Origin of the sequence: Variovorax sp. RO1 (assembly GCF_002849325.1) — a bacterium.
Classification (GTDB): Bacteria; Pseudomonadota; Gammaproteobacteria; order Burkholderiales; family Burkholderiaceae_C; genus Variovorax.
This window is the reverse complement of the sequence record NZ_PKMT01000001.1, coordinates 1,367,337-1,394,144: the sequence shown is the minus strand read 5'-3', so window position 1 is coordinate 1,394,144 and position 26,808 is coordinate 1,367,337. Positions and strand designations below refer to the sequence as shown.

Genomic DNA, 26,808 nt, shown 5'->3' with positions numbered 1-26,808 from the left:
GTCAGGCGCTCCCCACCGCTTCGGCGGCCCGCAGCGTCGAGCGCTCGAACATCGCGCCCATGGCCACGACGATCTTGCGTGGGCCCTCATACGGGTCGCGCGCGTGCGCCGCGAGCATGTTGTCGAGCATGACCACGTCACCCTTGCGCCAGTCGAAACGCACCGCGCAGGCCTCGTAGGTGCGGCCCACGATGGCCATGGTTTCGTCGTCGATCGGCGTGCCGTCGCCGTAGCAGACATGGCGCGGCATGCGCTCGGCGCCGACCAGCGCGAGCAGGTCTTCGCGCACGTCGGCTTCCAGGCAGGCGGGGTGGTGCAGCTGCACCTGGTTGAAGAACACGCGCTCGCCGGTCAGCGGGTGCTTCATCACCGCGGGGCAGTGGGTGCGCGTCTGCAGCGTGTCTTCGTCGAGCCAGCGCCATTCGATGCCGCCGACGGCCAGCCGGGCCTCGACCTCGGCGCGCTGGTCGGTCTTGAAAAAGTCGCGCCAGCTCACGTCCAGGTGCGGCGTGAAGGTGCGCACATAGGTCAGCGCCTTGCGCTCGAAGGCCTCGACGATCTCCGCCGGCAGGCGCCGCAGCATCTCGCGGCAATCGACGATGGGCGTCGCACCGCCCACGCGCGAGGGCAGCTCGCAGTAGAACCACTGCTTGCGCGGCCAGCGGTCCATGTGCGAGCTCTCGTTGTGGAACAGGATCATCTGCCGCTCGGGGTACGGCGTGGAACGGTAGGTGCGGCGTCCGCCTTCCTTCTTGGGAAGGTCGCCGTAGCTGCCGTAGAGCTCGGGCTCGACGTTCTCGGCGAAGGCCTCGAAGTCCTGCGGCGTCTCCAGGCCGAAGTTGCGGAACAGCAGGCCACCATGGCGTGCCAGCGCGTCGTCGACGAAGCCTCGGTGCTCGCGCACCCAGGCGATCGCGTCGAAGCCGGCGCTCGCGGGCTCGATGACGAGCGGGAACGGGCGCGCCTCGGACAGGAACGAGGTCTTGACCTGCGGACGGGAGGCATCGGCAACGCCCACGGTGGCAGCAACCGCCGCCGGCCGGGCCGCGAATTTCTTGAGCTTGTCCAGCTTGCCGAGCTGGGGCGACGGCATCGGATTCATGGCGGATTCCTTGCGAACAGGTGTTGAAAAGAGGAGCTCGATGCGTGCTTCGGGCGAGATGACCAGTTGCCGCAGCAGCGCGCACCACTCGGTGGCCCAGCGCCGGATCGATTCGCTGCGGTACAGGCCGGTGTCGTAGACCCATTCGGCGTTCCACTCGCGTGGTCCCTCGTGGACGAAGACGGCGATGTCGAACTTCGAATGCCGCACCCGCTGCGGCACGACATCGATGCGCAGCCCCGGAATCTCGAAGTGGCCGGCGGGTGTGTTCTGCATCACGAACAGCATGCGCACCGGTGAGCCCTGCGCGCGGCCGAGGCCGGCGAGGTCGAGGATGCGGTCGAAGGGCACGCCGCCGTGCGCGAGCGCCGATTGCGTGCTCGCATGCACCTGCGCCAGCCAGTCCGTGAAGCGTTCCGCCTTGTTGCGGCGCGAGCGCAGCGGCACCACGTTGACGAAGAAGCCCATCAGCTTCTCGAGCTCGGGGTGGTCGCGGCCCGCGACGTCCGTGCCGACGACCACGTCGTCGGTGGCCGCCTCGCGGTGCACCAGCGCAAGAAAGGCCGCAAGCATCACGGTGAAGCGCGAGGTCTTGTTCGCCTGGGCGAGCGGCGCAAGCGCCTCCACCAGCGCGCCTTCGATCGGCACGCGCACGCTGTCGCCCGCATGCCCGGCAACGCCCGGCAATGGCGCGTCCACCGGCAAACGCGAGCCCTTCGGCGCGTGGTTGAGGTAGCGCTGCCAGAAGGCGGTGTCCTGCGCACGGGTGGCTTCGAGCATGCGCGCGTGCCAGACCGCGTAGTCGGCGTACTGCACGCGCAGCGGCGGCAGGGTCGAGGCGCGGTCGGCACGCAACGCCTCGTAGGCGGCCACGAACTCGCGCGCGAAGATGGCGCCCGACCAGCCATCGAATGCGATGTGATGCACGCACAGCAGCAGCGCGTGCCGCCCCGGGGCCAGGTGCAGCAACGAGGCACGCAGCGGTGCGGCCGCCGCCAGGTCGAAGGGTTGCGCGGCCATCGCCTCCAGTGCCGCGTCGATGCGGGCGGCTTCGGCCTCGGGCGCCACCGGCGAGAGGTCGATCCATGGCAGATCGAAAGCCGTCACCGGCGCGATGGTCGCGACCGGTTCACCGTCGTCGTTCTCGGGATACGCCATGCGCAGCACCTCGTGGCGCGACGCCAGCGTTTCGAGCGCGCGGCGCAGCACGGCGGGATCGAGCGGCCCCTCGAAGCGCAGCGCGGTCGCCATGTTGTAGGCAGTGCGCGCGGCCTTGCCCGACAGCCGGTCGACCAGCCACAGGCGGTGCTGCGTCGGCGAGAGGCTTATCTGCGCACTGCGCGCCACAGGCATCAGCGTCGGCTGCGCCGCCCCCCTGCCGGCAGGTGCGAGACGCGTGGCCATGTCGCGCAGCACCGGATGGTCGAACACCTCGCGCAGCGGCAGGTGCAGCCCCGCGCCCGCACGCAGGCGCGAGACCAGCTGCGCGGCCATGAGCGAGTGACCGCCGAGCTCGAAGAAGTTCGCCTCGCGGCCCACTTCCGTCACACCCAGCAATTCGGTCCAGACGCGCGCCAGTGCCTCTTCGAGCGCGCCGGTCGGCGCCGTGTGCGTGCCGGGATCGGTGGCCTGGATCGGCGGCAGCGCCTTGCGGTCGATCTTGCCGTTCGCGTTGAGCGGCAGGCCGGGCAGTGTCATCAGCAACGACGGCACCATGTACTCAGGCAGCGTGCGGCCCAGCCACTCGCGCAGCGCCTGCGCGTCGGGTTCGCGACTGTCCTGCCCCGCACGCAGCGAGACATACGCCGCGAGCCGAACCCCGCCGGCCGCCTGCTGCGTCACCACCACCGCCTCGCGCACCTGCGGATGCGCGAGCAGCTGCGCCTCGATCTCGCCGAGCTCGATGCGAAAACCGCGAATCTTCACCTGATGATCGAGCCGGCCGAGGTAGTCGAGTTGGCCCTGGCTGTTCCAGCGCACGAGGTCGCCGGTGCGGTACAGGCGTCCGCCGCCGGTGGCATCGAACGGGTCGGCCACGAATCGCTCCGAGGTCAGCCCCGGGCGTTTCGCATAGCCGCGCGCCAGGCCGATGCCGCCCAGGTACAGCTCGCCCGCCACGCCCTGCGGCACGAGGTTGAGCGAGGCATCAAGCACATGGGTCCGGATGCCGGAGATGGGTTGCCCGATCGCGACCTGGCTGCGGCCGTCGGCGCGGCAGGTCCAGTGGGTCACGTCGATGGCCGCTTCGGTGGGGCCGTAGAGGTTGTAGAGCCGCGCCTGCGGCAGGCGCGCGAGGACCTCGTTCTGCGCCTCGGCCGGCAAGGCCTCGCCGCTGCACACGATGCGGCGCAAGCTGGTGCAGCTTTCCACGTCGGGCTGCGTGAGAAGGGCCTGCAGCATCGAAGGCACGAAGTGCAGCGTGCTCACGCCATGACGACGGATCAGCTCGACGAGGCGTGCCGGGTCGCGGTGATCGCCCGGTGCAGCCACGGCCAGCCGCGCACCGACCATCAGCGGCCAGAAGAATTCCCACACGGAGACATCGAAGCTGAACGGTGTCTTTTGCAGTACCGTGTCGCCGGCGCCGAGACCGTAGGCCTGCTGCATCCAGGCGAGCCGGTTGTGCAGCGCGCGGTGCCGGTTGGCCGCGCCCTTGGGCTTGCCGGTGGAGCCCGAGGTGTAGATCACATAGGCGAGGTTCTCGGCATCGAGCGCCACGGCGGGATCGCTGTCGGGGGCACCGTCTGCGTCGGCGGCGTCGATGGTCAATACCGTGATGCCGGCGTCGGCGGGCCATCGGTCGCGCAGGCGCTCCTGCGTGAGCACGAGCGCGAGCCCGCTGTCTTGCACGATGTAGGCGATGCGGGCGGGCGGATGCTCCGGGTCGATGGGCACGTAGGCGCCACCGGCCTTCAGGACCGCGAGCAGCGCGATCACCAGTTCGTTGCTGCGCTCCAGCGCCACGCCCACCAGGCTTTCGGGCCGCACGCCGCGGGCGATGAGCCGGTGCGCAAGGCGATTGGCGCGGCGCTCGAGTTCGGCATAGCTCAACGTCTCGTCGCCAAAGACCAGCGCCTGGGCATCCGGGTGCGCGACAGCCCGGCGTGCGATGACGTGGTGCACCGGCTCGGCCTCGCCGTGGCCCGCCGTGTTGACACCCCACGCCGCGAGCTGCGCGTGTTCCGCATCGTCGAGCAGCGCGAGTGCGCCCAGCGCCTGGCGCGGGTCGGCGGCCAGCACGCGGTGGTAGTGGCCCGCAAGCCGCGCGATGGTGGCGGGCTCGAAGAGCTCGGCCGCATAGCGGAAGGCGGCGCGGATGCTGCCGTCCTCCCGCTCGATGGTTTCCAGCGTGAGCTCGAAGGGCGCGGCGCGCTCCTCCAGGTCGATGCGGCGCACGACCAGCCCCGGCCAGCCGCGCAGCGGGCGGTCGCCTTCGCCGAGGTGGTTGAACATGACCTGGAACAGCGGCGCACCCGCATGGCCGCCGTCGGCGCGCAGCGCCTGCACCAGCCGTTCGTAGGGCAGCTCCTGGTTCGACTGCGCCTCGAAGGCGGTGTCGCGCACCTGCGCGAGCAGCTCGGCCAGCGGCATGCGCGCGTTCAGGCGGGCGTCCATCACCACGGTGTTGATGAAGGCGCCCACCACGCCCGCCGTCTCGGGGCGGTTGCGACCCGCGACGGGCACGCCGACGCGGATCTCTTCCTGCCCGGTGTAGCGGAACAGCACCGCATGGAAGGCCGCGAGCAGCACCATGAACAGCGTGCCACCCTGCGCGCGCGCCTGCTGCTTGAGTTCGCGCACGAGCGGCGCGGGCACGTCGAGCACATGCTGCACCGCCCTGTAACCGGTCTGGCCCGAGCGTGGACGGTCGGTGGCGAGGTCGAGCACCGGCTGCCTGCCGCCGAGGCGCTGGCGCCAATGGGCCAGTTGCCGCGCGCCCTCTTCTCCTTCGAGCCACCGGTGCTGCCAGCGCGCGAAGTCGATGTAGCGGATCTCGGGCCCGGGTCCCGCATGAGCGTCCACGCCGTCGACCTGCTGCGCATAGAACTGCGCCAGCTCGTCGAGGATGAGCTCGACGGTCCACGCGTCGCAGACGATGTGGTGCAGCATCAGCAGCAACTGGTGCTCGCCCTCTTCCATCTTCAGCAGCGCGCCGCGCAGCAGCGGACCGGTCGTCAGGTCGAAGGGTGTGCGGCAGACCTGCAGCACCGCTTCGCGATGGCGCACCGCACGGGTCGCGGCATCGAGCGCGCTCAGGTCGGCGAAAGGAATGTCGACGCGCGCGGAAGGGTCGATGCGCTGCTCGGGCAAGCCTTCAGGGCCTGCGCCGAACACGGTGCGCAAGCTGTCGTGGCGCTGCACCAGCCGGTGCAGCGCGGCCTGCAACGCGGCCACGTCCAGCGGTCCCGAGAAGCCGAGGCCGCCGCCCACGTGGTAGGCCGTGTTGCCCGCATCGAGCTGCCACAGGAACCACTGGCCCTGCTGCATGAAGGAAACGGGCGCGGCGCTGCCGTCGTCGCTGCGCTTCGCGATGCCTTCGCGCGAGGGGCGTGGCACTGCGATGTCGGTGGCGTCGCTGTGGTCTTCGCGCCGCAGGCGGCGCTGCAGCAGGGCCAGTTGGGCCGGCGTCAGCTTCGCGCGGCGCGCGGTAATGTCGTTGCTCTCGCTCATGATGAAAAACTCGCCGTGGTGCGGTCGGCCGCCTCGATGTCCTCGATCAGCCGCAGCTCGACCAGCGCGGCCATCTCGGCGACGGTGGGCGCCTTGAAGAAGGCCGCAGGCGCCAGGTCCACGCCATAGGCCTTGCGCACCTTCGACAGCAGGCGGATGGCGAGCAGCGAATCGCCGCCCAGTTCGAACAGGTTGTCGTTCGCGCCCACGGGTGCGATGCCCAGCGCCTCGGTCCAGAGCTCGGCGAGCCCTTCCTCGAGATCGCCCTCGGGCGCGACAAAAGGCGTTGGCAGCACCGGGCGCGGATGACCGGCGCGCGCGGGCGCAGAGACCTCGGGCGCATCGTCCATCGCATCCAGCAGGCCGCGCAGCGGGCGCAGGCGCGGCGCGAGCGGCGATGCGGACACCACGGTCTGCGGCAGGTCGGGGCCGTTGACGATGCGTTCGAAGGCCAGCACGCCGGTGCGCTCGTCCAGGCCCATGCCTTCGGGCATGTCCTTGCCGGCCGCGGCGCCCACATCGCGCCACGCGTCCCAGTTGACCGAGAACACCGGCAGCGCCGACGAACGGCGGTGCGCGTTCGCGAAGGCATCGAGGTAATCGTTGGCCGCGGCGTAGTCGCTGAGACCAAGACCGCCCAGCAGCGTCGCGATCGAAGAGCACAACAGCACGAAATCCAGCGGCTCCGCGGCCACCGCATCGAGCAGCGCGCGCGTGCCCGCGACCTTGGGCGCGAACGCGGCCTCGACCTGCGCGGGCGTGCGTTGCGAGACCATGCCGTGGTCGGGCGCGATGACGGCATGGACGACGCCGTTGACCGCGCCGAAGCGGGCATGCACCGCGGCCAATGCGTTGCGCAACTGAGTGGGATCGGTCACATCGGCGGCAACGGTCAGCACTTCGGCACCGGCAGCTTCGAGTTCGATGAGCTGCTGCAACCGGCGGCGCAGCGCTGGCGGCTGGTCGGCCGCTTCGGCGATGCGTGCCCATTCGGCGCGTTCGGGCACGGGCGTGCGGCCCAGCAGCACCAGCCTGGCCTGCCATGTCTTGCTGAGGTGGCGCGCGAGCGCAAGGCCCACGCCGCCGAGCCCGCCGGTGATCAGGTACACGCCGCCCTTGCGCAGCCGCTGCACGCCGGGCACGTCGGCCGCAAGCGGCTCGTAGCTTCTGGTCCAGCGGTGCGGGCCGCGGTAGGCGACGACGGTTTCGTCGTGCGAGGCCGCCGCCTCTTCGGCCACGCGGCGCGCGAGTTCGCTCTCGGCCGCGCTTTCGGGCGCCGGCAGCACCACGTCGACGATGCGGCAGGCCATCGACGGCGACTCCTGGCCCAGCACCTTGGCAAGGCCACGCAGCGTGGCCTTCTCGGGTGACAGGACCTCGGTGCCGGCGACATCTTCGATGCCATCGCTCACCACGGTCAGCGCCAGCGACGTGCGCTGCGATCCATCGAGACCGTCGAGCGCCTGGGCCAGCGCGAGCAGGCTGAAGTAGCCGCGCTCGAAGACCTCGGCCTGCGCGGCGGCGGGACGGCCCGCGTCCAGGCTCCACAGATGGAAGACCTGCGTCACTGGGCCGACTTCGGCTTCGGCCTCGCGCAGGAGCCGTGCGTGGTCGGCGCGCTCGGCGGGCCGCAGCGTGTACTGCTGCGGGGCGGTGCACGCAAAACCCTTGCCGCGCAGCGCAACGACCACTGGCGCGCCTTGCGCACGCAGCGTGCGCGCGAGACGGTCGGTGAAGCTGTTCGCATCGCCGAGGATCAGCGTGCTGCCGGTGCGGACCGTCGGTTGAACGGCACGCGGCAATGGCGTCGTGCGCGTCCACGAGGGCACGTAGAAAAGGCCCGCGGGCCCGCTTTGCGCAGGCTGCTGCGCGGTCGCCGAGGGATCGACCCAGAAGCGCTGGCGCCGGAAGGCATAGGTCGGCAGCGGCACGCGGCGCCGGCGCTCGCCGTCGCGGCACGCGGCCCAGTCGATGTCCACGCCCGCGGTCCACAGGCCCGCCACCGCATTCGCCAGTTGCGGCGCATTGCGCGCGAGTTGCTGCGGGTGGGCCTGGCTGGCCCAGACACCGGCGGCGGAGGCGCTGCCGGCGTGCAGCCGCGCGAGGCCGGCGAGCGTCTCGCCCGGACCGACCTCGAGCACCGCGCGGCCGAGTGTCGCGAAGACCTCGCGCAGGCCGTCGGCAAAGCGCACCGCACCGCGCAGATGCCGGCCCCAGTACGCCGGGTCGGTGGCGTCCTGCGCCGTGATCGGCTGGCCCGACGCGTTGGAGAGGAAGGGAATGACGGGTGCGTTGCGCGGCACCGCGGCCACCACGCGCTCCAACTCCGCGACGACCGGATCGACGAGGCGCGAATGGAAGGCGATGGACACATGCAGGCGGCGCGGCACCTGCTGCTTCGCGCGTAACGCTTCCTCGACGCGCTCGATCGCATCCACCGGGCCGGAGAGCACGCACAGCGCCTCGCCGTTCACAGCAGCGAGGTCGCAACCCATGGCGAGGAACGGCGCCAACTCCTCTTCGGGCAGCGACACGGCAGTCATTGCACCCGGTGTCAGCGTCTGCAGCAGGCGGCCGCGCGCGGCCACGATGCGCAGCGCGTCTTCCAGCGAAAACACACCGGCCAGACAGGCCGCGACGTACTCGCCGAGGCTGTGGCCGAGCATCAGCGCGGGCTTGACGCCGCAATGCATCCACCAGCGTGCCATGGCATAGCCGACGACGAAGAGCGCGGGCTGTGCGAACTCGACGCGCAGCAGGCGCTCGTTGGCCGTCGGCACCTCGCCCACCGGCGGGAACAGCAGCGGTTGCAGGTCGACGCCGCTGTCCTTGCGCAGCAGCGCGAGGCAACGGTCCATCTCCTCGCGGAACACGGCGCTGTCGCGGTAGAGGTCCGCGCCCATGAGGGCATGCTGGGTGCCGCTGCCAGGGAAGAGGAACACCACCTCGGGTGCTGCAGTCACCGGCCGTGGCGCGAGGGCCGGAGCGGCCGCGAGCATCCCGGCCGCGAGGGCGGGCTGGTTCGCGACCACCGCGCTGCGCCATGCGAAAGCCTTGCGCCCGTCCTGCAGCGTGTGGGCGATGTCTTCCAGCGACTGCCCGTCACCGTGTTCGCGCAGGTGTGCAGCCAGGCGGTCGCAGCCCTCCTGGAGCGCGCCTTCGTCCTTGGCCGACAGCGGCAGCACCTGCCACGTCGACGCGTTCGACTGCACGGCCTGCACGCGCGGCGCCTCTTCGAGCACCACGTGCACGTTCGTGCCGCCGATGCCGAACGAGCTCACGCCCGCACGGCGTGGCGTCGGACCTTCGGGCCAGGGCTGGCATTGCGCGTTCACGTAGAACGGGCTGCCCGCGAAGTCGATCTGCGGATTGGGTTTCGTGAAATGCAGGCTCGGCGGCAGCGTGCGGTGGCGCAGCGCCATCGCCGCCTTGATGAGCCCTGCGACGCCGGCCGCCGCGTCGAGGTGGCCGATGTTGGTCTTGACCGACCCGACCGCGCAGAAGCCACGCCGCTCGGTGTCGGCGCGGAAGGCCTGGGTGAGCGCCGCGATCTCGATCGGGTCGCCCAGCGTGGTGCCGGTGCCGTGCGCCTCGACGTAGCCGATGGTGTCGGCCGACACGCCCGCGATCAGTTGCGCGGCACGGATGACCTCGGCCTGCCCGTCGATGCTGGGGGCGGTGAAGCCGACCTTGGCCGCGCCGTCGTTGTTGGCGGCCGTGCCCTTGATGACCGCATGGATGGTGTCACCGTCGCGCAGCGCCTCGTCCAGGCGCTTGAGCACCACCACGCCGGCGCCGCTGCCGATCACCGTGCCGGCGGCCTGCGCGTCGAAGGCGCGGCAATGGCCGTCGGGCGAAAGGATCGCGCCGGCCTGGTGTCGGTAGCCGCCTTCCTGCAGCAGGTTGAGCCACACGCCGCCGGCGAGCGCCATGTCGCAGTCGTGGCTCAGCAGCGCCTGGCAGGCAGTGTGCACTGCCGTGAGTGACGTGGAGCAGGCGGTCTGCACGCTCACGGCGGGGCCACGCAGGTCGAGCTTGTAGGCCACGCGCGTGCACAGCGAGCCGCTGCCGTTGCCGTTCATCAGGCCCAGCAGGTCGGCGATGCCGGTGTGCGCGCCGAGGCCGAAGGACGGCAGCAGGTGGCGGATCAGGTAGATGTTGGCGCCCTCGCCCGCGTAGACACCGATCTTGTCGATGTTGCCGCCCGCGCGCGCCGGGTCGCAGCCCGCATGCTCGAGCGACGCCCAGGCGCACTCGAGAAAGATGCGCTGCTGCGGATCGAGCGTCTCGGCCTCGCGCGGCGTGTAGCCGAAGAAGCCGGCATCGAAGCGGTCGAAGCCCTCGAACCGCACGCCGGCCTTCACGTAGTCGGGGTCGTCCAGCAGACTCTGCGGCACGCCCCGTGCGCGCAACTCGTCGTCGCTGAAGCGCGAGACCGACTCCACGCCGTCGCGGATGTTGCGCCAGAAGGCATCGACATCGTCGGCGCCCGGAAAGCGCCCGGCCATGCCGACGATGGCGATCTCGAGGCCGGTCGGTTCGTTGAAGGTGGACATCAGCTGACTCTCTCTGCCGCCTTGCGACGTTGAAGCATGGCAGCGCGCTGGCGCAGCGCGCGGTCGTCGGCAACCGCGGCGGAAACGGCCGCGGCTTGCGCGCCGCCCTGCTCGATCCAGCGCGCGAGCGATTCGACGGTGGGGTACTTGAAGAGGTTGACCAGCGGGAACGTGGCCTGCAGCCGGTCTTCCAGCAGGCGGTGCGCGCGGATGAGCAGCAGCGAATGCCCGCCGAGGTCGAAGAAGTTGTCATGCCGTCCGACCTGCTCGACCTGCAACACCTCCGACCAGATGGCCGCGAGCGTGCGCGCCACATGACCCTCTGGCGCCTCGTAGGTGCGCGCGCGGCCCAGCCCCTCGGGCTCGGGCAGCGCCTTGCGGTCGACCTTGCCGTTGGCGTTCAGCGGCAAGGCATCGAGCACCACCACGGCGCGCGGCACCATGTAGTCGGGCAGCACCTGGCCCAACTGCTGCCGCAGCGCGGCGGTGTCGACCGCCTGCTGCGTGTGCGCGGCGATGTAGGCCACGAGCGAGGCGCCGGCGGCGCCTTCGCGCGCCACCACCACGGCCTCGCGCACCGCGGGCTGCGCAAGGATCTGCGCCTCGATCTCGCCGAGCTCGATGCGGAAGCCCCGGATCTTCACCTGGTGGTCGATGCGGCCCAGGTACTCGATCTGGCCCTCGGTGTTCCAGCGTACGAGGTCGCCGGTGCGGTAGAGCCGGTCGCCCGCACCGAAGGGGTTGGCCACGAAGCGCTCGGCGCTCAGGCCGGGCTTGTTGAGGTAGCCGCGCGCCAGGCTCACCCCGCCGAGGTACAGCTCGCCGGCCACGCCGCGCGGCACCTGGTTGAGCTCGGCGTCCAGGATGTGGCACTGGGTGTCGCTGATCGGCTGGCCGATCGGCACCAGGCTCTGCCCATCGTCACGGCAGGTCCAGCGCGTGACGTGGATGGTGGTTTCCGTCGGGCCGTAGAGGTTCTGCAGCGTGGCGCCGTGAAGGCGCTGCAGCGTCTCTTTCTGTGTCTCGGCGGGCATGGCCTCGCCGCCGCAGATGATGTGCTTGAGCCGCGTGCTCGACTCGATGTCCTTGTGCGCCAGGAAGGCCTGCAGCATCGAGGGCACGAAGTTGAGCGTGGTGATCTGGTGGCGCCGGATCAGCTCGACCAGACGCGCCGGGTCGCGGTGGTCGCCGGGGTTGGCCACCACCAGCCGCGCGCCCGCGGTCAAGGGCCAGAACATCTCCCACACCGACACGTCGAAGCCGAACGGCGCCTTGTGCAGCACGGTGTTCTCCCGGCCGAGGCAGTAGGTGTCCTGCATCCAGGCCATGCAGCTGTGCAGCGCCGCGTGACGCACGGCCGCGCCCTTGGGCTTGCCGGTGGAGCCGGAGGTGTAGATGACATAGGCGAGGTTCTCGCCGTGCAGCGCAACGCCGGGGTCGGTGTCGGGCTCGTTCGAGAGATCGATGCTGTCGACCTCCAGCCGCGCGAGGCCCGCGCGCTCGGCGATGTGCTCGCGGGTGGCGCGGTGCGTCAGCAGCAGTGCGATGCCGCTGTCTTCCACCATGTAGGCCAGGCGCTGCAGCGGGTAGTCGGGGTCCAGCGGCAGGTAGGCGCCGCCGGCCTTGAGGATGGCGAGCAGCCCCACCACCATCTCGACCGAGCGCTCCATCACGATGCCCACGCGCATGTCGGGCTTCACGCCCAGCGCGACCAGGCGGTGCGCGAGGCGGTTGGCGCGGCGGTCGAGCTCGGCGAAGCTCAGTGCTTGTTCGTCGAACAGTAGCGCGACGGCATCGGGCTGCTGCTTCGCATGTTGCGCGATGGCGTGGTGCACGGGTTGCGGCTGCGGCTCGCGGCGTGCGTTGACGCTCCACCCCGCGAGTTGCGCATTTTCCGCGGCGTCGAGCAAGGCGATATCGCCCACCGCGCGGCTGGTGTCGGCGCAGAGCGCGCCAAGCACCGCCACGTAGTGCTGCGCCATGCGCGCGATGGTGTCGCGCTCGAACAGGTCGTCGGCATAGATCACGTCGAGCATCAGCCGGCCATCGGGCCGCTCGCGGGCCTCCAGCACCCAGTCGAACTGGGTCTGCAGGTCGGGCAGCGCGTGGTCCTGCACCTGGATACCCTCCAGGCGCTGCAGCGGGCGATGGTCCTCGAAGAGGTGGTTGAACATCACCTGGAACAGCGGACTGTGGCTCATGCTGCGCTCGGGCTGCAGGCGCTGCACCAGTTGCTCGAAGGGCAGGTCCTGGTGCGCCTGTGCGCCCAGCACGGCCTCGCGGGCTTGCGCGAGCGCGCGCGACAGCGGCGTACGGCCGTCGATCGGGTTGCGCAGCACCAGCGTGTTGACGAACAGGCCGATGACGTTCTCGAACTCCACCCGGTTGCGGTTGGCGATCGCGGCGCCGACGCGGATTTCTTCCTGCCCGGTGTAGCGGTGCAGCAGCACCTGCAGGCCGGCGAGCAGCACCATGAACAGCGTGGCGCCGTCGGCCTGCGCCACGCCGCGCAGTTGGCCCAGCAGGGGCGCGGGCAGCTCGAAGGCGTGGCGTGCGGCGCGGTAGCTGGCTTGCGGCTTGCGCGGGCGGTCGGTGCGCAGCTCGAGCACTGGGTGCTCGTCGCCGAGTTCCTTCTGCCACCAGGCGAGCTGCCGCTCGGCCTCGCCGGCGGCCAGCCATTCGCGCTGCCACACCGCGTAGTCGGCGTACTGCACGCGCGGCACGGGCAGCGCCGCGGCACTGCCCTGCAGGCGCGCCGCGTAGCCGGCGGCCAGCTCGTCGATCAGCACCTGCATTGAAGCGCCGTCGGACACGATGTGATGCATCACCACGGCGAGCACCTGCGTGTCGTCCGCCAGGCGCAGCAGCGCGGCGCGCAACAGGCCGCCCTGCGTGAGATCGAAGGGCGCGCTCTTGATGCGACGGGCCTCGTGCTCGAGGCGGTCGTCGCGTTCACCGGCGGGCACGTCGCGCAGGTCGACCACCTCGAGCGGCAGCATGCCGGTCGAGGTGATCCACTGCGCGGCAACGCCATCGCTGCCTTCGCGGAACACGGTGCGCAGCGACTCGTGGCGCGCGACCAGGTCGTCCAGCGCCGCGCGCAGCGCGTCGACCTGCAAGGCGCCAGTGAGGCGCAGCGCGCCGCTCATGTGGTACGCCGCGCTCGACGGGTCGAGCTGCCAGAGGAACCACTGGCGCTCCTGCGCGTGGGACAGCGGCAGCGCATGCAGCCGGCGCTCGGCCGGCAGCACCGCGATGGGCGCGGGCCGCGCACGCGCGCCTTCGGCCCGTCGCTGGCGCACAGCGGCGGCGCACTCGGAGAGCCGCGGGTGCTCGAACATCAGGCGCACCGGAAAGTCGATGGCCCAGTGGTCCGACATGCGGGCCGCGACCTGCGTGGCGGTGAGCGAACTGCCACCGCGGGTGAAGAAATGGGCGTCGCGCGCGAAAGGCTTCGCATCGGCGGGCCGGAGCACTTCGCGCCAGATCGCATCGACGACGCGCTCGGTCTCGTCGAGCACGGGCGTTTCGATCTGTTCCTCGACAGGGCCGCCTTTGACGAACACACCGCGCTCGTAGATGGCATACGCATCCGCGCTGCGATCGAGCCAGCCCGCGCGGCACGCGCTGCGCTGCAGCTTGCCGCTGGTGGTCTTGGGCATGCCGCCAGGGTTGAGCAGCAGCACGGCCGACAGCGCTTCGCCGAACACCTCGCTGACCGCGGCGCTCAGCGCCTCGACCAACACCTGCGGCGGCACCAGCTTCTGCATGCTGCGCGACACCTCGGCCGCCGCGCCGATGCCTTCACCGTCGGGCCCGTTGGCGGCGAACACCGCCACGCGCCCCTTGCGCACCGCATCGACCTCGGCCTCGATGACGCGCTCGATGTCCTGCGGATAGATGTTGTGGCCGCGCACGATGATCAGGTCCTTGATGCGGCCGGTCACGTAGAGCTCGCCGTCGCAGACGAAGCCCAGGTCGCCGGTGCGCAGCCAGCGGCGGCCCGCGCGCTCGACGAAGGTCTCGGCGGATTCGCGCGGCTTGCCCCAGTAGCCAGCGCCGACGCTCGCGCCGCTCACCCAGATTTCGCCGATGCGACCGGGCTCGGCCACCACCGACAGCGTGGCGGGATCGACGATCTCGACCACATGCTCGACCGCCACGGCGCCGCAGCCGACGAGCAGCGTGCCGTCTTCGCTCGGCGCGCCCACGCCGCTGGCCAGGCCGTCGACGCCGAAGCCGCGCGCGACCATGCCGGCGCCGCGCTTGCCGCCGGTCACGAACAAGGTCGCTTCGGCGAGGCCGTAGCAGGCATACACCGCCCCCGGATCGAAGCCTGCAGCGGCAAAGCGCTCGATGAAGTCGAACTCGGTGTCGGCGCGCACCGGCTCGGCGCCGGTGTAGGCCACGCGCCAGCTCGAGAGGTCGAGCTGCGCGATCTGCGCGTCCTTCACGCGCTCCAGGCAGAGGCGGAACGAGAAGTCCGGCCCGCCGCTGAGCGTGGCGCGGTGGCGCGAGATCAGCTCCAACCAGCGCACCGGGCGTTCGAGGAAATAGCGCGGCGAGGTCAGCACCAGCGGGATGCCGCTGTACAGCGGCTGCATCAGGCCGCCGATGAGGCCCATGTCGTGATACAGCGGCGCCCACGAGACGAACTTGTCGTCGGGCCCGATGCCCATGCCGACCTGGATGGCATGCTCGTTGGCCATCAGGTTGCCGTGCGTCACGATGACGCCCTTGGGCGTCGAGGTCGAGCCCGAGGTGTACTGCAGAAAGGCAACGTCGTCGTCGGCCGGCTCGAAGGGCTGCCAGGTGTCGGCGAGTGCGACATCGATCGCGTCGACGGCAACGATCTGCACATCGCCGAACTGGTTGCCGGCCGCCGACATCGCGGCGCTCAAGGCCGAAGACGTGAGCACGCAGCGCGCCTGCGAATCAGCCGCCACGCCGGTGAGCCGCGCCAGGTGCTGCGGCCGCGTCGATTCGGGTGGAAACACGGGCACCGCGATCACGCCGCAGTAGAAACAAGCCAGCATGCTCACTGCATAGTGGTCGCCGTTGTCGAGCATGACGAGCGCGCGGTCGCCCTTGGCGAACTGCTGCTGCAGGCGTGCCGCGAGCGCGCGAACGCGCTGTTCGAAGACGGCATAGGTGAAGGGCAGCTCGGCGTAGACGCCATCGACCTCGTCGACCACGGTGAGCCAGGCGTCGTTCGCGCGCTGCTCGGCCAGCGCGCGCAGGTGCGCCACGAAATTGCGCGGTTGCCGGCCGACGGAGTCCGTCGCGAGCAGTTCATTCATGGATCGACCCTTTGGTGCGAATGAGGATGCGTCTGTGTCGGAAGATGCCGTGTGAGCGCCGCGAGAAATTCGGTCTCGTGCTGTCGCAGGAAGAAATGGCCGCCGTCGAACCAGTCGAGCGTGAAGGCGCCTGCGGTTTCCTTGGCCCAGGCGGCCATGGCCGGCACCTCGATGTCGTCCTGCCGCCCCGCGAAGGCATGCAGGGACAGCGGCAGCGGCGGCGCATCGAACGTGGCATGCGCGTCGTGGCTGCGGCAGACGCGGCGGTCGGCCCGCAGCGTGTCGAGCGTGATGCGCATGAGCTCGTCGCTAGTGAACACCTCTTCGGGCGTGCCGCCCTGCTTGCGCAACTCGGCGATCAGCGAGGCGTCGTCTTCACCGCCGTCGAAGCGCTCAGGGTCGCGTCGTGTGGGGGCTGCGCAGCCGGACACCAGCAGCGCGCGCGGCATCGGTCGCCGCGAGGCCTGGAGCCTGCGGGCCACGCCTTGGGCCAGCAATGCGCCCATGCTGTGGCCGAAGATCGCGAAGTCGCCGCGCATGGCGTCGGCCTGCTCGGCGCAGATCCGCGCGACCATGGCATCGAAGTCTTCCACGAAGGCCTCGCCCATCCGCGCGCCGCGTCCCGGCAGTTCGACCGGCACGATGCGCACCCACGGCGGAAGGAAACGACGCCAGCGCAGGTACATGGCGGCGCTGGCGCCCGCGCATGGCAGGCACAGGAGCGAAAGAGGCGCCTGCATGCCCATCAACCGGCCGCGCGTTCCGTGGCCTGTGCGCTCTCTTTGTCCTGTTGCTGCTGCATCCATTCGCGCAGCGAGCGCGGCCGCATGTCGGTCCAGTGGCTCTCGACATAGGCCAGCACGGTTTTCTTGTCGCCCTGGACGCCCTCGACGGCGGTCCATCCGCCGGGAACGGCTTTCCAGTGGGGCCAGATGGAGTACTGGTCTTCGTGATTGACCAGAACGATGAAGGCTTCGTCTTCACGGTCAAAACAGCTCGTCGACATCGGTGCATCCTTGTGTAATTGAACAGAAGGAGCGCCCGATGGCCGGTCGCGGACCGGATCGAATTGCAGCGCCCCTGCCAACAGGACGCTTCGGGAGCGAATCTGTTCATTTCACGAGGGCGCACGTGCGGGAGAGATGGCTGCATCCGCCAAGATGGGCTGGCGGGGCCATTGCGAGAACGCGCGGCGCGGCGCGCGTGGGCAGGAAGATTCGGCTGACGGGCCTGCTTACTTGCTGGTGTCGGGCGATGCGTCGCCGTCACCGAAATCATTGGCCGGCGGCACGAAGCCCGCGAGCAGCCAGAGTTGCGCGGCCTTGTCGTAGGCACGGCGATGCGCGGGCTCTGCCAGGAGCCAGGTCGTCATTTCGACGCGCGCCGCGTCATCGAAATTCTCGCGGTCGTGTTCGCGCTGTACCCAGTCCCATGCGGTGTTCCAGATGGGATCGTCTTTTTCCTGTGTCATTTCTTGAAAGCCGTTCGCGTTGTCCGTGCAGACCGGCTCCTGAACGCCTCCGGCCATTGCGCAGCGCGCATTCTCGCGGGAAACGGGCATGCCCCTTCCCACCGGCGGGCGACGACCTCTAGCGCGAGCCGCTTTCAAGCAGCAGATGGCCGCAAGATTTGATGGCCGTTGCGGCCTCGGCGATCAGGCCGTTCACCAGCCCCAGCGCGCAACCCAGGCGCGCCGCAATCTCTCGCTGCGTCAGGCCTTCCAGCCGATAGAGCTCGAACACCAGGCGCGTTTTCGGCGCGAGTCCGGCAAGCACCTGGTCGATGGCGGTGATGACCTGGCGTTCGCACATCATGCGGTCCGGCGTGCCGACGTCCGGCACCTCCAGAAGCTCGACGTCGACATCGAAGGTGCGATAGCTGGCCTCGACGCGGTGGCGGCGGCAGTAGTCCAGCGCCATGTTGCGCACCACCTGGCAGCAATAGCCGATGGGACGTTCGGCATGCCGCACGCAAGGGCCGTCGACGATCTTCAGGTAGGCGTCCTGCACCACGTCGTCGGCCAGATCCGCGGTGTTGACGATCTTGCGGGCGACGCGCCAAAGCTGCATGCGATGGGCGATGAAGACTTCTCCGAGCGAAGGCTCGGACGAATTCACTGGCATGTTCAACACCTCTTCCTCCTGTGAGCGAGCCGAGACGGTCCGCAGCCGATTACTACTTTTTATGCATAGATACAAATAAGAATCATTCCTATTTATATGCAAGCTTCAAGTCACCGTGATGACCTTCTGGGCCACCGTTTCGAACCAAGTGATGTGGGTCCCCGCGAGAATTCGGCGCAGCGAATCGCAGGGTCCGGAAGCTCTGCACAAACGCGGAGCCCAGCATTGCCCATACGGGGGATGGCGATGATAGACCACTTCGCGACGCATCATTTTTCATGGAAAAAGATGCGAACCCGGCCCTCGATCACCCCGCAGGGCCTCTAAGCTGTGGCCCCTTCATGCCAAGCGCCGCTTCATTCATTTCACTGCCCGCGGGCGAGATTCACCTCTGGTTTTGCTTTCACGGCGATGCCGGCAGCCCCGAGTTGACGGCGGCCTGCCGTGCATTGCTGAGTGCAGAAGAACTGTCGAAACAGGAGCGCTTTCACTTCGCGCGCGACCGGCATCGCTACCTGCTGACACGAACGCTGGTGCGCTCCATGCTGTCGCGCTACGCCCCGGCGGCGCCACAAGCCTGGCAGTTCACGAGCAACGCTTTCGGGCGCCCTCGCATCAACGCACCCGATATCCCTGAAGCAGTCGGCCTGAACTTCAACCTGAGCCACACCGACGGGCTCATCGTGCTGGCGGTTGCGCGCCACATCGAGCTGGGCGTTGACACCGAGAACATCGAGCGCAAAGCGGCGCTCGACGTGGCCAGCCACTACTTCTCGCCGGCCGAAGCACGGGCATTGGACGCACTGCCACCAGCGCTCCAGGCGGAACGCTTCTTCGAGCTGTGGACGCTGAAGGAAAGCTACATCAAGGCGCGCAGCCTCGGCCTGCAGATACCGCTCGACAGCTTCGGCTTTGCGCTGGACGCTCCCGGCACGATCGGCTTCGCGCTCGCGGATTCACGCACGGGCGACGCTGCTCCGCAGCGCTGGAATTTCTGGCAGCTGCGACCCGCACCAACACATCTCGTGGCCCTGTGCGCCGCGCCGGGCCCTTCGGTTTCTGCCACCACACGCATCGTCTGCCGAGAGATCGCGCCGCTCGAATGGGACAGGCCGCTTGCGGTCCCCACGACCCGCACGAGTGCGGCCATCTAGAATTCCGGCCCTTTCCCCGCTCGCGTACCCATGAACATCGTCGTCAACGAAGAACTCAAAGCCTATATCGATCCCTTGACGCCGGAGGAGTACGAAGCCCTCGAACGCAGCATCCTCAACGAAGGCTGCCGCGACGCGCTGGTGCTGTGGGGCGACGTGCTGGTGGACGGCCACAACCGCTACGGCATCTGCCAGAAGCACGGCCTGCCCTTCCAGACGGTGCAGAACACGCGCTTCAAGACGCTGCAGGACGTGCACCTGTGGATGATCGACCAGCACCTGGGCCGCCGCAGCATCTCGGATTACCTGCGCGGCGTGCTCGCCCTGCGCAAGAAGGACATCGTGGACGAGCGCCGCGCCCGCAGCACCGCCACCACCCCGACCACGTCGGACGACCCGCCCTTCGATGTCGACGACGCGCCCGCTTCGACTGCGTCTCCCGCGTCCGACGAGGCTCTGCCGCCGCCCGTGCCGATGAACAGCCGCGAGGCCATCGCCCGCGCCGCGCGCCTGAGCAGCAGCCAGGTCACGATGATCGAGAAGATCCAGAAGCAGGCCGCGCCCGAGCTGGTGGCGGCCGTGAAATCAGGCGTGATCTCGATCAACACGGCCGCAGCCGTCGCCTCCCTGCCCGCCGAAGAGCAGGTGACGGCCGCCAACGCCGGCAAGGACGAGCTCAAGCAGGCCGCCAAGCGCGTGCGCGAAGCCAAGCGCAAGCCGCGCGAGGCCGCGCCCGAAACCGAAGACGGCGCCGAACCGGCGTCGCTCGACGCTGTCCAGCAACTGGAACAGCGCGTGGCCGAACTCACGGCCGAGAACGCGGACCTGCGCCGGCAAGTGGCCGACCTGCAGGCGCAACTGGCGAACTGACGCCCCGGCGGGCGCCGTTCTGCGCGCCCGCCTTTTTCACCGCCCCCTCTGACGCCTCGCGCGCCGCCCAGCGGCCCGCGAGGCTTTGTCGCGTCCGCGACCCACCGAAAACAGTTGTCCGTAATCTTGTGTTTTTATTTGCAACAACTGTTATATTTTCACATAACAATTCAAACAGAAAACTTTAGTTCTCTGACTCGACATTGAGATCGGCGCCCCCGCCCAACTTCCTCCAGTGAGTTCTCAAGTTGCAAATAGAACGGCGATGCCGCCACGAATCGGCGCTTTCGATACGGTTGAGCACACATCGTTCGGACGATCGGGCGTCGAACTGCAGCGTCCGGAGGAACCATGACGGGCGCTAACACTGTTCCCAAAGGTCAACGCGCCTTGCTGAGCTTCAGCGTCGAAGGGCTGCAGCACCGCGAAGAAGTGCTGCTCAAGTCGCTGATCCGGCTGCTCGACCACCGGACTCACCAGAACTGGTCGTGGAAGGCCGAACAGGCCGACCTGCGGGTCGTCGGCGCGCAGATCGCGATCGCGGCTGCCTCGCCCCAGCCGGCGGTGCCCACGCTGACCGTCGCCCACGCCGACCCGCAGCGCGGCCCTTTCCTGGCCTTGCCGCTGCACACCGATGCGCTGGAAGTGGTGCTCAACCGCCTCGGCGCGATGGTGGTCCACGCCCGCGGCCTGGGGCTGGCCGTGACCGAGGTGCCGATGGGCGAGCACGAAGAATTCCGCATGCTGCGCTGGCCGCCGGCCGCGGTGCTCGAAGCGCCGATCCGCCTGCGGCTGGCCACGCTGATGACCAACCGGCCGGCGTCGGTGCTGTCGCTCCAGCAGCGCTCGCCCGCCACGCGCCAGGAGTGCGCGGACTTCCTGGCCGACCTGCAGCGCGCGGGCCTGCTCGAACGCGCCGCCAGCCCCGGCGTTCTTGTGGCCGCATCGGCCCCCGACAGCGTCTTTCCCGACAGCCGCTTCCCGGCACCGACGCGCGACGCCGTGCAGCCCGGCCTGCTGGCACGCATCAGGAACCGACTCGGCTTGCAGCCGCCAGGCCCTCAATGACCGTAGAACACAAGATCCTCTTCACCGGCACCATGGGCGCCGGCAAAACCACGGCCATCGCCGGCGTGAGCGAGATCCCGCCCGTGAGCACCGACGTGCGCAACAGCGACACCTCGGTCGCCAAGGCCACCACCACGGTCGGGCTGGACTACGGCGAACTCACGCTCAACAACGGCGAGAAGCTGCGCCTGTACGGCACGCCCGGCCAGATGCGCTTCGACTTCATGTGGCGCATCCTGGGGCGCGGCGCACTCGGCGTGGTGATCCTCGTGGACAACAGCCGCCCCGACCCGCTGGCCGACCTCGACATCTACCTGGACGGCTTTGCCGAGCTGATCGCGCAGACCGCCTGCGTGGTCGCCGTGGGCCGCATGGAAAACCACCCCAGCCCCGGCCTCGACGCCTACGCCCGGCGCATGGAGGCCAAGGGCGTCGTGTGCCCGGTGCTTCCGGCCAACGTCACCGATCCGCAGCAGGTCGTGCAGCTGCTGGAGCTGCTCCTGCTCCAGCTCGAGGTCTGACGCCACGGCGCGTTCTCCTTCTTCTCCTTTTCCTTCCATTCAGGCAGCAATGAACATCACTCCAAGAATCAGGCTTGCAGCGGAATCGGCCATCGACACCCTGATGCGGGAAATCAAGGGCGTGAAGGCCGTGGTGATCTCCACCGAAGACGGCCTCGAGCTGGCCGCGCGCGTCGAGAACACCGCGCAGGTCGCGCGCCTGTCGGCCATTGCCAGCTCGCTCGCCGCCCTGGGCGCCGTGGCCGGCGAAGAAAGCCAGCTGGGCCATTGCGACAACGTGGCCATCGAAGCCACCCACGGCCACATCCTGATGCTGCAGGCGCGCCACCCCGAGATGACGCTGATCGTGAGCGTGGTCACCAGCCGCGACGCCATCATCGGCCAGGTCCTCTACTTCGCGAAACAGGCAACGCAGCTGCTGCAGCACGCCTGACGCGGGCGCCGCACGCCGGCGCACCACACCCATTCGACACCGGTGGCCGCCCATCCCCTTCGCCCGGGTGGCCGCCGACTTTCAGGGGCGAGGACTAGGAAAGATTTCGATGGCAAATATCAAGCAATCCATGGACGAACTGATGACCTGCGACGGCGCCCTGTGCGCGGCGCTGGTCGATTCGAGCAGCGGCATGATCCTCGGCCAGATCGGCGCGGGCGTCGACCTCGAAGTGGCCGCTGCGGGCAACACCGAAGTGGTCCGCGCCAAGCTGCGCACGATGCGCGACCTGGGCCTGAACGACGTGATCGAAGACATGCTGATCACGCTCGGCAAGCAGTACCACATCATCCGCCCGATGCTGAAGAAGGAAGGCCTGTTCGTCTACCTGGTGCTGGACAAGGCCAAATCGAACCTGGCGATGGCGCGCCGCAAGACGCTCGACGTTGAACAGAACATGACGGTGTGAGCGGCGTTGCCAGGCCCGGCGCCTGGCAACATTTCTACTCCCGCAATGTGCGCCGCTCCAGCTTCGGGTCGGCCGCAATCTCTTCCTCGGTGAACGGCGGCGTCACCAGCTGCTTGCGCGAAAAAAGTTCGAGCTGATCGTCGCGGTGCGGCGACGCCGGATCGCTCGACTGCCCGCCCGCCATCATCACGCGCGCCACGGGCTTGCCCTGCGCCCACGTGACCACATGCACGTACGAGGTGCCGGCCATGATGTCGCCGTAGCCCTCTTTCGTGAGTGGCGCACCCTCGAGCGCGTTGAGCACGCCCTGCCCGCCCGGGCCGCCATGCAGCGGCACGCGGCCGCGCGGCGTGGGCCGCGCCAGCATGTCACCCCATCGCTCGTCGCCACGCAACCCCAGCGCCGCGAGCGCATCGGCCGCGTCGCGCACGGCCGCGACGATGCCCGCCGTCACGCCCGGCGCCGAAGACACCGGCCGCACGCGGAAGGGGTGTGCCGGGTCGTAGGGTTGCGCATACAGGCCCGGCACGTTGTCGAGCCGGGGGCCCAACTCGACGAACAGCAAGGTGCCGCGGCTGTCGACGTTGTGGCGCCGGTCCCACGCGGCCAGGATGCCGCAGGCGCGCTGCACCGTGGCATCGCCCTTGGCGCTGGTGCAGGCGGCCAGCACGGCATCGAGCGTGGTCTCGGCCAGGTAGTTGCGGTTGCCGAACACCATGTCGGTGGCCTCGGGCACGTCGATGCGGCCGTCGGCCAGGCTGTCTTCGATCTGCCGTTGCGACATCAGCGTGCGCGCACCGGGTGCAGCTTTCGGACTGCCGAGCAGCAATGAGTACCCATCGAGCTGGCGGCCCACCAGCGAGAGGCTGTAGCTGTCGTTGGCGTTCTGCACGATGCCGCGCGTGGCGAGCGCTGGAATGCGGTTGGCCGGTGCCAGGCGCGGCCGGCCGTCGGCATCGCGCACGGCGCAGGCGCTGCGGCGGCCATCGAGTGCGCCCGGCACGGTGGCGTCGTCGGGTGGCGGCACGACGGCGCAGTCGCGCAACGCGGCATCGCCGATGTCGAGCAGCGGCCCCGACTCGATGTACATCGCCTGCCCCTGGCTGTCGCCCGCGATCAGGTGGGCGGTGATACCGCGGTTGCGCGCCACCGCCTGCTCGAAGCCGCCGATGTCGCGCGCCTTCGCCACCGCGAGGATCTGATCGAGCGCGCGTGCATTCGCCACGTTGGGATCCGTCACGGCATGCCAGCCGGCCGGGCGACCCGCTGCCGCAGGCAACCGGTAGAGCGGCCCGAGGTGCGAGTACGGCAGGTGGTGGCTTTGCGTGCGCACGCTGCCGTCGGGCTGCTTCACGCGCAGCGCGACGGTCTTCATCGCCAGCTCGCGTGGTGCGCCATCGACCGTGTACGAAGGCGTCGCGCCGGGCTTGACGTCCAGCGCCACCAGCAGCGGATAGGTCACGGTCGAGGGCGCCTCGATGCTCCACGCCAGGTGCCGCGTGAAGCCCGACAGCGGCAGCGGCAGGCCCAGGAAGTCGGCGCCCATCACATCGATTTCACCGGGGATGGTGAGGTGCATCTGGTGCATCAGCAGCCAGTGGTCCTGCCACAGCGTGTGCGGATTGGCGACCATGATCGAGGTGTTCGTGCCCGTGGCCTCGGCGCCGTAGGCCCAGGCGTTGCTCGCCATGCGCTGCGTCGGTGGGCGGTCGCCCTTGGCCTTTGCCACGGGCGGCGCGCCCAGCTGGTCCCAGGTCGATGCCGAGGCGTACGCGGCAACGCTCAGCGCTTTCCACAGCGAGCCCACCTGCATCGTGGCACGCACCACGTCGCTGGCGGTCATCTGCGGCAGCGCGAGGTTCTTGCAGGCGGCGGGGCGCGCCTCGGGCGCCGTGTCGCGCACCCAGCGGTTGAAGCCGGCGGCATAGCCTTCGGCGAGCTGGCGCGCGTCGGTGGACAGGCCTTTCCAGGCCGTGTCGACCTCGTTGTCCGACAGCTGCACGCGGTAGAACAGGTCGCTGTCCAGGTTGGGAATCTGCAGAAAGGCCACGGTCGCCAGGCCGTCGGGGCCGAAGCGTTCCGAGCGCTCGCCGCGCAGCGTGAGCACGCGGTCGGCCAGCAGGCACAGGTGGTCGCGCGCGACGGCATAGCCATGGCCATAGCCCAGGCCCGCGTAGTTGCGGGCCTTGATGTGCGGCAGGCCGTACTGCGTCCAGCGCACCTCGGCGCTGTACTTGTCGTTCGAAGCAGGTGGCGCAGGCGGCGGCGTCGTGACGACGGGTCCACCGAAGAATCCTCCACCACCGCCGTTGTCGCCGCCACAACCGGCCACGACACAGGCAAGCGCGCAAAAACCGATGCGCACCAACCCGCCAGCACGCGGTGTCATGACCTGGCCCCACCCACCGGCTGGCTCTTGCGCGCAATCACCTGCATCTCCACCCACGCCTTCGGCACGGCGATGCCGGCCAGCATGGCGGTGCCGGTCGGCTTGCAGGGCAGCACCTCCGACAGCGTCTGCACCACCGCGCCCAGGTGCTCGGCGCCGGCCACGATCAGCGTGTAGTTGATGACCTGCTCGAGCCGCCCGCCGCAGGCCGCGAGGTACTTCTCGATGTTGCGCACCATCAGCCGGGTCTGGTCTTCTGCGCTGACGGCGAGCGTCTGCGTGTCGTAGTCCATGCCGATGGTGCCGGAGACGAAGATCCATTCGTCGTCGAACATCGCGCGGCTGTAGGGCGCATTGACAAAGGGCAAGGGGAAGTCGGCGGTCTGCATGCGAAGGTCTCTCTTTCGTTCTCTGTGTGGAAATGGATTCAGGCCCGGGTCATCTCGCGCACGATGGCGCGGGCATGGATGTCGGTGGAATCGAACAGCGGCGCGGCGCACGCGATCCAGGGCTTCACGGCGCTCAGCTCGGTGCAGCCGAGCACGATGCCCTGCGCGCCGCGCGCCACGAGCGCGTTGCACAGCGTCGAGATGACAGCGGCGTCGGCGGGGCTGGCCTCGCCGCGCGCCAGCGGCCCGAAGATGGCCGCGTCGAGCGTGCGCCGCTGCGCCGCGTCGGGCAGCACCAGCTCGAAGCCGGCGCCCTCCCCCAGCATCTGGCCGAAGAACGGCGCATCGAGTGCGAAGCTCGTGGCCAGCAGGCCGAGGCGACGCATCGACGGGAAGCGCGACGCGATCTCGTCGCCAGTTTCCCGCGCCACGTGCACCAGCGGCACGCCTGCCGCGGCCTGCACGGCGTCGGCCGCGAAGTGCCCGGTGTTCGCAAGAATGGCGATGAGTTCCGCACCGGCCGCACGGGCCTGGCGCGCGGCGGTTTCCATCTGGGCGCGCGCATCGTCGCGGCGCCCTTCGGTCATGGCCGCGATGACGCCGGCGAAGTCCAGGCTCACGATCACGCAGCGGGCCGAATGCAAGCCGCCGAGTTCGCGCTGGATGTGCTCGTTCAACAAGCGGTAGTAGCTGAGCGTGGAAGGCCACGCGACGCCTCCGATCAGGCCCGCGGTTTTCATGGCGCGTTCCTTCTCAGTCGAGCTTGAAGCCGAGCTTGCGGATCACCGGGCTGTAGCGCACCAGGTCGCTGTCGATGCGGCCCTTGAGTGCTGCTGCGCTGGTCTGCGCGGCCGGCTCGAAGCCGAACACCAGCAGCTTCTCGACCACGTCGGGCTGGCGGATCGCCCAGTCGACGCCGTCGCTCACACGCTTGGCGATCTCGGGCGGCAGGCCGGCCGGACCGACCACGCCGAACCACACGGAAAAATCGACGCCCTTGTAGCCCAACTCGTCGAGCGTGGGCACGTCGGGCAGGCCCGAGAAGCGCTTGGCCGATGTGACGGCCAGGATCTTCGCGCGCCCCGCCTTCACGAACTGCACATAGGGCGCCATGCCGTCGAAGGCGGCGTCGATGTCGCCCGCGATGGTGGCCTGCGCCACTTCGGCGCTGCCCTTGTAGGGCACGCGCGTGGTCTCGATGCCGGCGCTGCGGTTGAACTCTTCGAGTGCCATCTGCGACAGGATCGCTGCCGCGCCGATGTTGATCTTGCCGGGGTCGGCCTTGGCGCGCTTCACCAGCTCATGCACATCGCCCACGCTGCCTGGTTGGGTGCGCGCGATGACGGCCGTGGGCGAGGTGATGGCCAGCGCCACCGGCGTGAAGTCCTTGCGCGGGTCGTAGGGCAGTCGGTTGTACAGCGAGGGGTTGAGCACGAAGGTCTGGTCGATGGACCACAGCAGCGTGTAGCCGTCGGGCGCGGCCTTCATGATCTCTTGCGCACCGATCAGCGTGTTGCCGCCCGGCTTGTTGTCGACCACCACCTGCTGGCCCAGTTGCACCTGCAGCTTGGCCGCGATGAGCCGCGCGGCCACGTCGGCACCGCCGCCCGCCACGAAGGGCACGACGAGGCGAATCGGCCGCGAAGGCCAGGCACTCTGCGCACCGGCAAGCGCCGGCACCCACCCCGCGGCGAGGGCCGCCAGGAGCCCCAGAAACCGGCAGACACGTCGAGCATTCATCCATAAACTCCGTTCAAACCAAA

The 26,808-nt window shown here is 69.4% G+C and carries 17 protein-coding genes; 6 read left to right on the top strand and 11 right to left on the bottom strand.

All coding sequences use genetic code 11. The features are described from left to right. Nucleotide 1: 1 nt before the first annotated feature. The 7 genes from CY658_RS06810 to CY658_RS06780 all read right to left on the bottom strand — a co-directional run bounded on the left by CY658_RS06810 (nucleotide 2) and on the right by CY658_RS06780 (nucleotide 17,752). Nucleotides 2-5,773, bottom strand: a complete 5,772-nt coding sequence (locus tag CY658_RS06810) for a non-ribosomal peptide synthetase (protein ID WP_101489412.1) — start codon at nucleotides 5,771-5,773, stop codon at nucleotides 2-4. Next, nucleotides 5,770-10,329, bottom strand: a complete 4,560-nt coding sequence (locus CY658_RS06805; RefSeq protein ID WP_101489411.1) for a type I polyketide synthase — start codon at nucleotides 10,327-10,329, stop codon at nucleotides 5,770-5,772. The genes CY658_RS06810 and CY658_RS06805 overlap by 4 nt, the downstream gene beginning before the upstream one ends. Continuing rightward, complete coding sequence (locus CY658_RS06800; RefSeq protein ID WP_101489410.1) at nucleotides 10,329-15,629, bottom strand: non-ribosomal peptide synthetase; 5,301 nt, start codon at nucleotides 15,627-15,629, stop codon at nucleotides 10,329-10,331. Before CY658_RS06800 ends, CY658_RS06805 begins: the two co-directional genes overlap by 1 nt. Beyond that, nucleotides 15,626-16,369 (bottom strand): thioesterase II family protein, encoded by a 744-nt coding sequence (locus CY658_RS06795; RefSeq protein ID WP_101490261.1) that lies wholly within the window; start codon nucleotides 16,367-16,369, stop codon nucleotides 15,626-15,628. The genes CY658_RS06800 and CY658_RS06795 overlap by 4 nt, the downstream gene beginning before the upstream one ends. Before the next feature lie 5 nt (nucleotides 16,370-16,374). Beyond that, on the bottom strand, nucleotides 16,375-16,635 hold the full coding sequence (locus CY658_RS06790; RefSeq protein WP_101489409.1) for an MbtH family protein: 261 nt from the start codon (nucleotides 16,633-16,635) through the stop codon (nucleotides 16,375-16,377). A gap of 228 nt (nucleotides 16,636-16,863) precedes the next feature. Continuing rightward, on the bottom strand, nucleotides 16,864-17,190 hold the full coding sequence (locus CY658_RS06785; protein WP_257884774.1) for a DUF4880 domain-containing protein: 327 nt from the start codon (nucleotides 17,188-17,190) through the stop codon (nucleotides 16,864-16,866). Nucleotides 17,191-17,218: 28 nt separating this feature from the next. Then, nucleotides 17,219-17,752, bottom strand: coding sequence for a sigma-70 family RNA polymerase sigma factor (locus CY658_RS06780; RefSeq protein ID WP_180838879.1), 534 nt, complete (start codon nucleotides 17,750-17,752; stop codon nucleotides 17,219-17,221). 278 nt (nucleotides 17,753-18,030) lie between these two features. On the opposite strand from CY658_RS06780, the gene CY658_RS06775 reads away from it, so the two are divergent. The 6 genes from CY658_RS06775 to CY658_RS06750 all read left to right on the top strand — a co-directional run bounded on the left by CY658_RS06775 (nucleotide 18,031) and on the right by CY658_RS06750 (nucleotide 22,267). Further along, nucleotides 18,031-18,906, top strand: coding sequence for a 4'-phosphopantetheinyl transferase family protein (locus tag CY658_RS06775; RefSeq protein ID WP_101489407.1), 876 nt, complete (start codon nucleotides 18,031-18,033; stop codon nucleotides 18,904-18,906). A gap of 30 nt (nucleotides 18,907-18,936) precedes the next feature. Then, entirely contained in the window at nucleotides 18,937-19,776 is an 840-nt protein-coding gene (locus tag CY658_RS06770; protein ID WP_101489406.1) for a plasmid replication/partition related protein, read from the top strand. A 351-nt stretch (nucleotides 19,777-20,127) separates the two neighbouring features. Further along, nucleotides 20,128-20,844: a hypothetical protein gene (locus CY658_RS06765; RefSeq protein WP_101489405.1), complete on the top strand. Its 717-nt coding sequence runs from the start codon at nucleotides 20,128-20,130 to the stop codon at nucleotides 20,842-20,844. Beyond that, complete coding sequence (locus CY658_RS06760; protein WP_101489404.1) at nucleotides 20,841-21,365, top strand: GTP-binding protein; 525 nt, start codon at nucleotides 20,841-20,843, stop codon at nucleotides 21,363-21,365. Before CY658_RS06765 ends, CY658_RS06760 begins: the two co-directional genes overlap by 4 nt. 103 nt (nucleotides 21,366-21,468) lie before the next feature. After that, a complete protein-coding gene (locus CY658_RS06755) occupies nucleotides 21,469-21,798 on the top strand; it encodes a roadblock/LC7 domain-containing protein (RefSeq protein WP_225616761.1) in 330 nt (109 codons plus the stop codon). A 109-nt stretch (nucleotides 21,799-21,907) separates the two neighbouring features. Beyond that, nucleotides 21,908-22,267 carry a hypothetical protein gene (locus CY658_RS06750; RefSeq protein WP_101489402.1) on the top strand — a complete coding sequence of 120 codons (360 nt, stop codon included), beginning with the start codon at nucleotides 21,908-21,910 and terminating at the stop codon, nucleotides 22,265-22,267. A 34-nt stretch (nucleotides 22,268-22,301) separates the two neighbouring features. Here CY658_RS06750 and CY658_RS06745 read toward each other — a convergent pair whose 3' ends face one another. Genes CY658_RS06745 through CY658_RS06730 form a run of 4 tightly spaced genes read right to left on the bottom strand, consistent with a single transcriptional unit; the run spans nucleotide 22,302 to nucleotide 26,785 of the window. Then, entirely contained in the window at nucleotides 22,302-24,656 is a 2,355-nt protein-coding gene (locus tag CY658_RS06745; protein ID WP_101489401.1) for a penicillin acylase family protein, read from the bottom strand. Continuing rightward, on the bottom strand, nucleotides 24,653-25,045 hold the full coding sequence (locus CY658_RS06740) for a Rid family hydrolase (RefSeq protein ID WP_101489400.1): 393 nt from the start codon (nucleotides 25,043-25,045) through the stop codon (nucleotides 24,653-24,655). Before CY658_RS06740 ends, CY658_RS06745 begins: the two co-directional genes overlap by 4 nt. Before the next feature lie 38 nt (nucleotides 25,046-25,083). Next, entirely contained in the window at nucleotides 25,084-25,785 is a 702-nt protein-coding gene (locus CY658_RS06735) for an aspartate/glutamate racemase family protein (protein ID WP_101489399.1), read from the bottom strand. Between the two features lie 13 nt (nucleotides 25,786-25,798). After that, nucleotides 25,799-26,785, bottom strand: a complete 987-nt coding sequence (locus tag CY658_RS06730) for a Bug family tripartite tricarboxylate transporter substrate binding protein (RefSeq protein ID WP_101489398.1) — start codon at nucleotides 26,783-26,785, stop codon at nucleotides 25,799-25,801. Between the last annotated feature and the right edge of the window lie 23 nt (nucleotides 26,786-26,808).

Coding starts and splice junctions, on each gene's coding strand:
- CY658_RS06730 (WP_101489398.1), bottom strand. CDS start 26,785: ATGAATGCTCGACGTGTCTGCCGGTTTCTGGGGCTCCTGGCGGCCCTC.
- CY658_RS06780 (WP_180838879.1), bottom strand. CDS start 17,752: ATGCCAGTGAATTCGTCCGAGCCTTCGCTCGGAGAAGTCTTCATCGCC.
- CY658_RS06745 (WP_101489401.1), bottom strand. CDS start 24,656: ATGACACCGCGTGCTGGCGGGTTGGTGCGCATCGGTTTTTGCGCGCTT.
- CY658_RS06765 (WP_101489405.1), top strand. CDS start 20,128: ATGACGGGCGCTAACACTGTTCCCAAAGGTCAACGCGCCTTGCTGAGC.
- CY658_RS06750 (WP_101489402.1), top strand. CDS start 21,908: ATGGCAAATATCAAGCAATCCATGGACGAACTGATGACCTGCGACGGC.
- CY658_RS06810 (WP_101489412.1), bottom strand. CDS start 5,773: ATGAGCGAGAGCAACGACATTACCGCGCGCCGCGCGAAGCTGACGCCG.
- CY658_RS06775 (WP_101489407.1), top strand. CDS start 18,031: ATGGAAAAAGATGCGAACCCGGCCCTCGATCACCCCGCAGGGCCTCTA.
- CY658_RS06785 (WP_257884774.1), bottom strand. CDS start 17,190: ATGCCCGTTTCCCGCGAGAATGCGCGCTGCGCAATGGCCGGAGGCGTT.
- CY658_RS06740 (WP_101489400.1), bottom strand. CDS start 25,045: ATGCAGACCGCCGACTTCCCCTTGCCCTTTGTCAATGCGCCCTACAGC.
- CY658_RS06805 (WP_101489411.1), bottom strand. CDS start 10,329: ATGTCCACCTTCAACGAACCGACCGGCCTCGAGATCGCCATCGTCGGC.
- CY658_RS06735 (WP_101489399.1), bottom strand. CDS start 25,785: ATGAAAACCGCGGGCCTGATCGGAGGCGTCGCGTGGCCTTCCACGCTC.
- CY658_RS06770 (WP_101489406.1), top strand. CDS start 18,937: ATGAACATCGTCGTCAACGAAGAACTCAAAGCCTATATCGATCCCTTG.
- CY658_RS06755 (WP_225616761.1), top strand. CDS start 21,469: ATGCGGGAAATCAAGGGCGTGAAGGCCGTGGTGATCTCCACCGAAGAC.
- CY658_RS06790 (WP_101489409.1), bottom strand. CDS start 16,635: ATGTCGACGAGCTGTTTTGACCGTGAAGACGAAGCCTTCATCGTTCTG.
- CY658_RS06800 (WP_101489410.1), bottom strand. CDS start 15,629: ATGAATGAACTGCTCGCGACGGACTCCGTCGGCCGGCAACCGCGCAAT.
- CY658_RS06795 (WP_101490261.1), bottom strand. CDS start 16,369: ATGCAGGCGCCTCTTTCGCTCCTGTGCCTGCCATGCGCGGGCGCCAGC.
- CY658_RS06760 (WP_101489404.1), top strand. CDS start 20,841: ATGACCGTAGAACACAAGATCCTCTTCACCGGCACCATGGGCGCCGGC.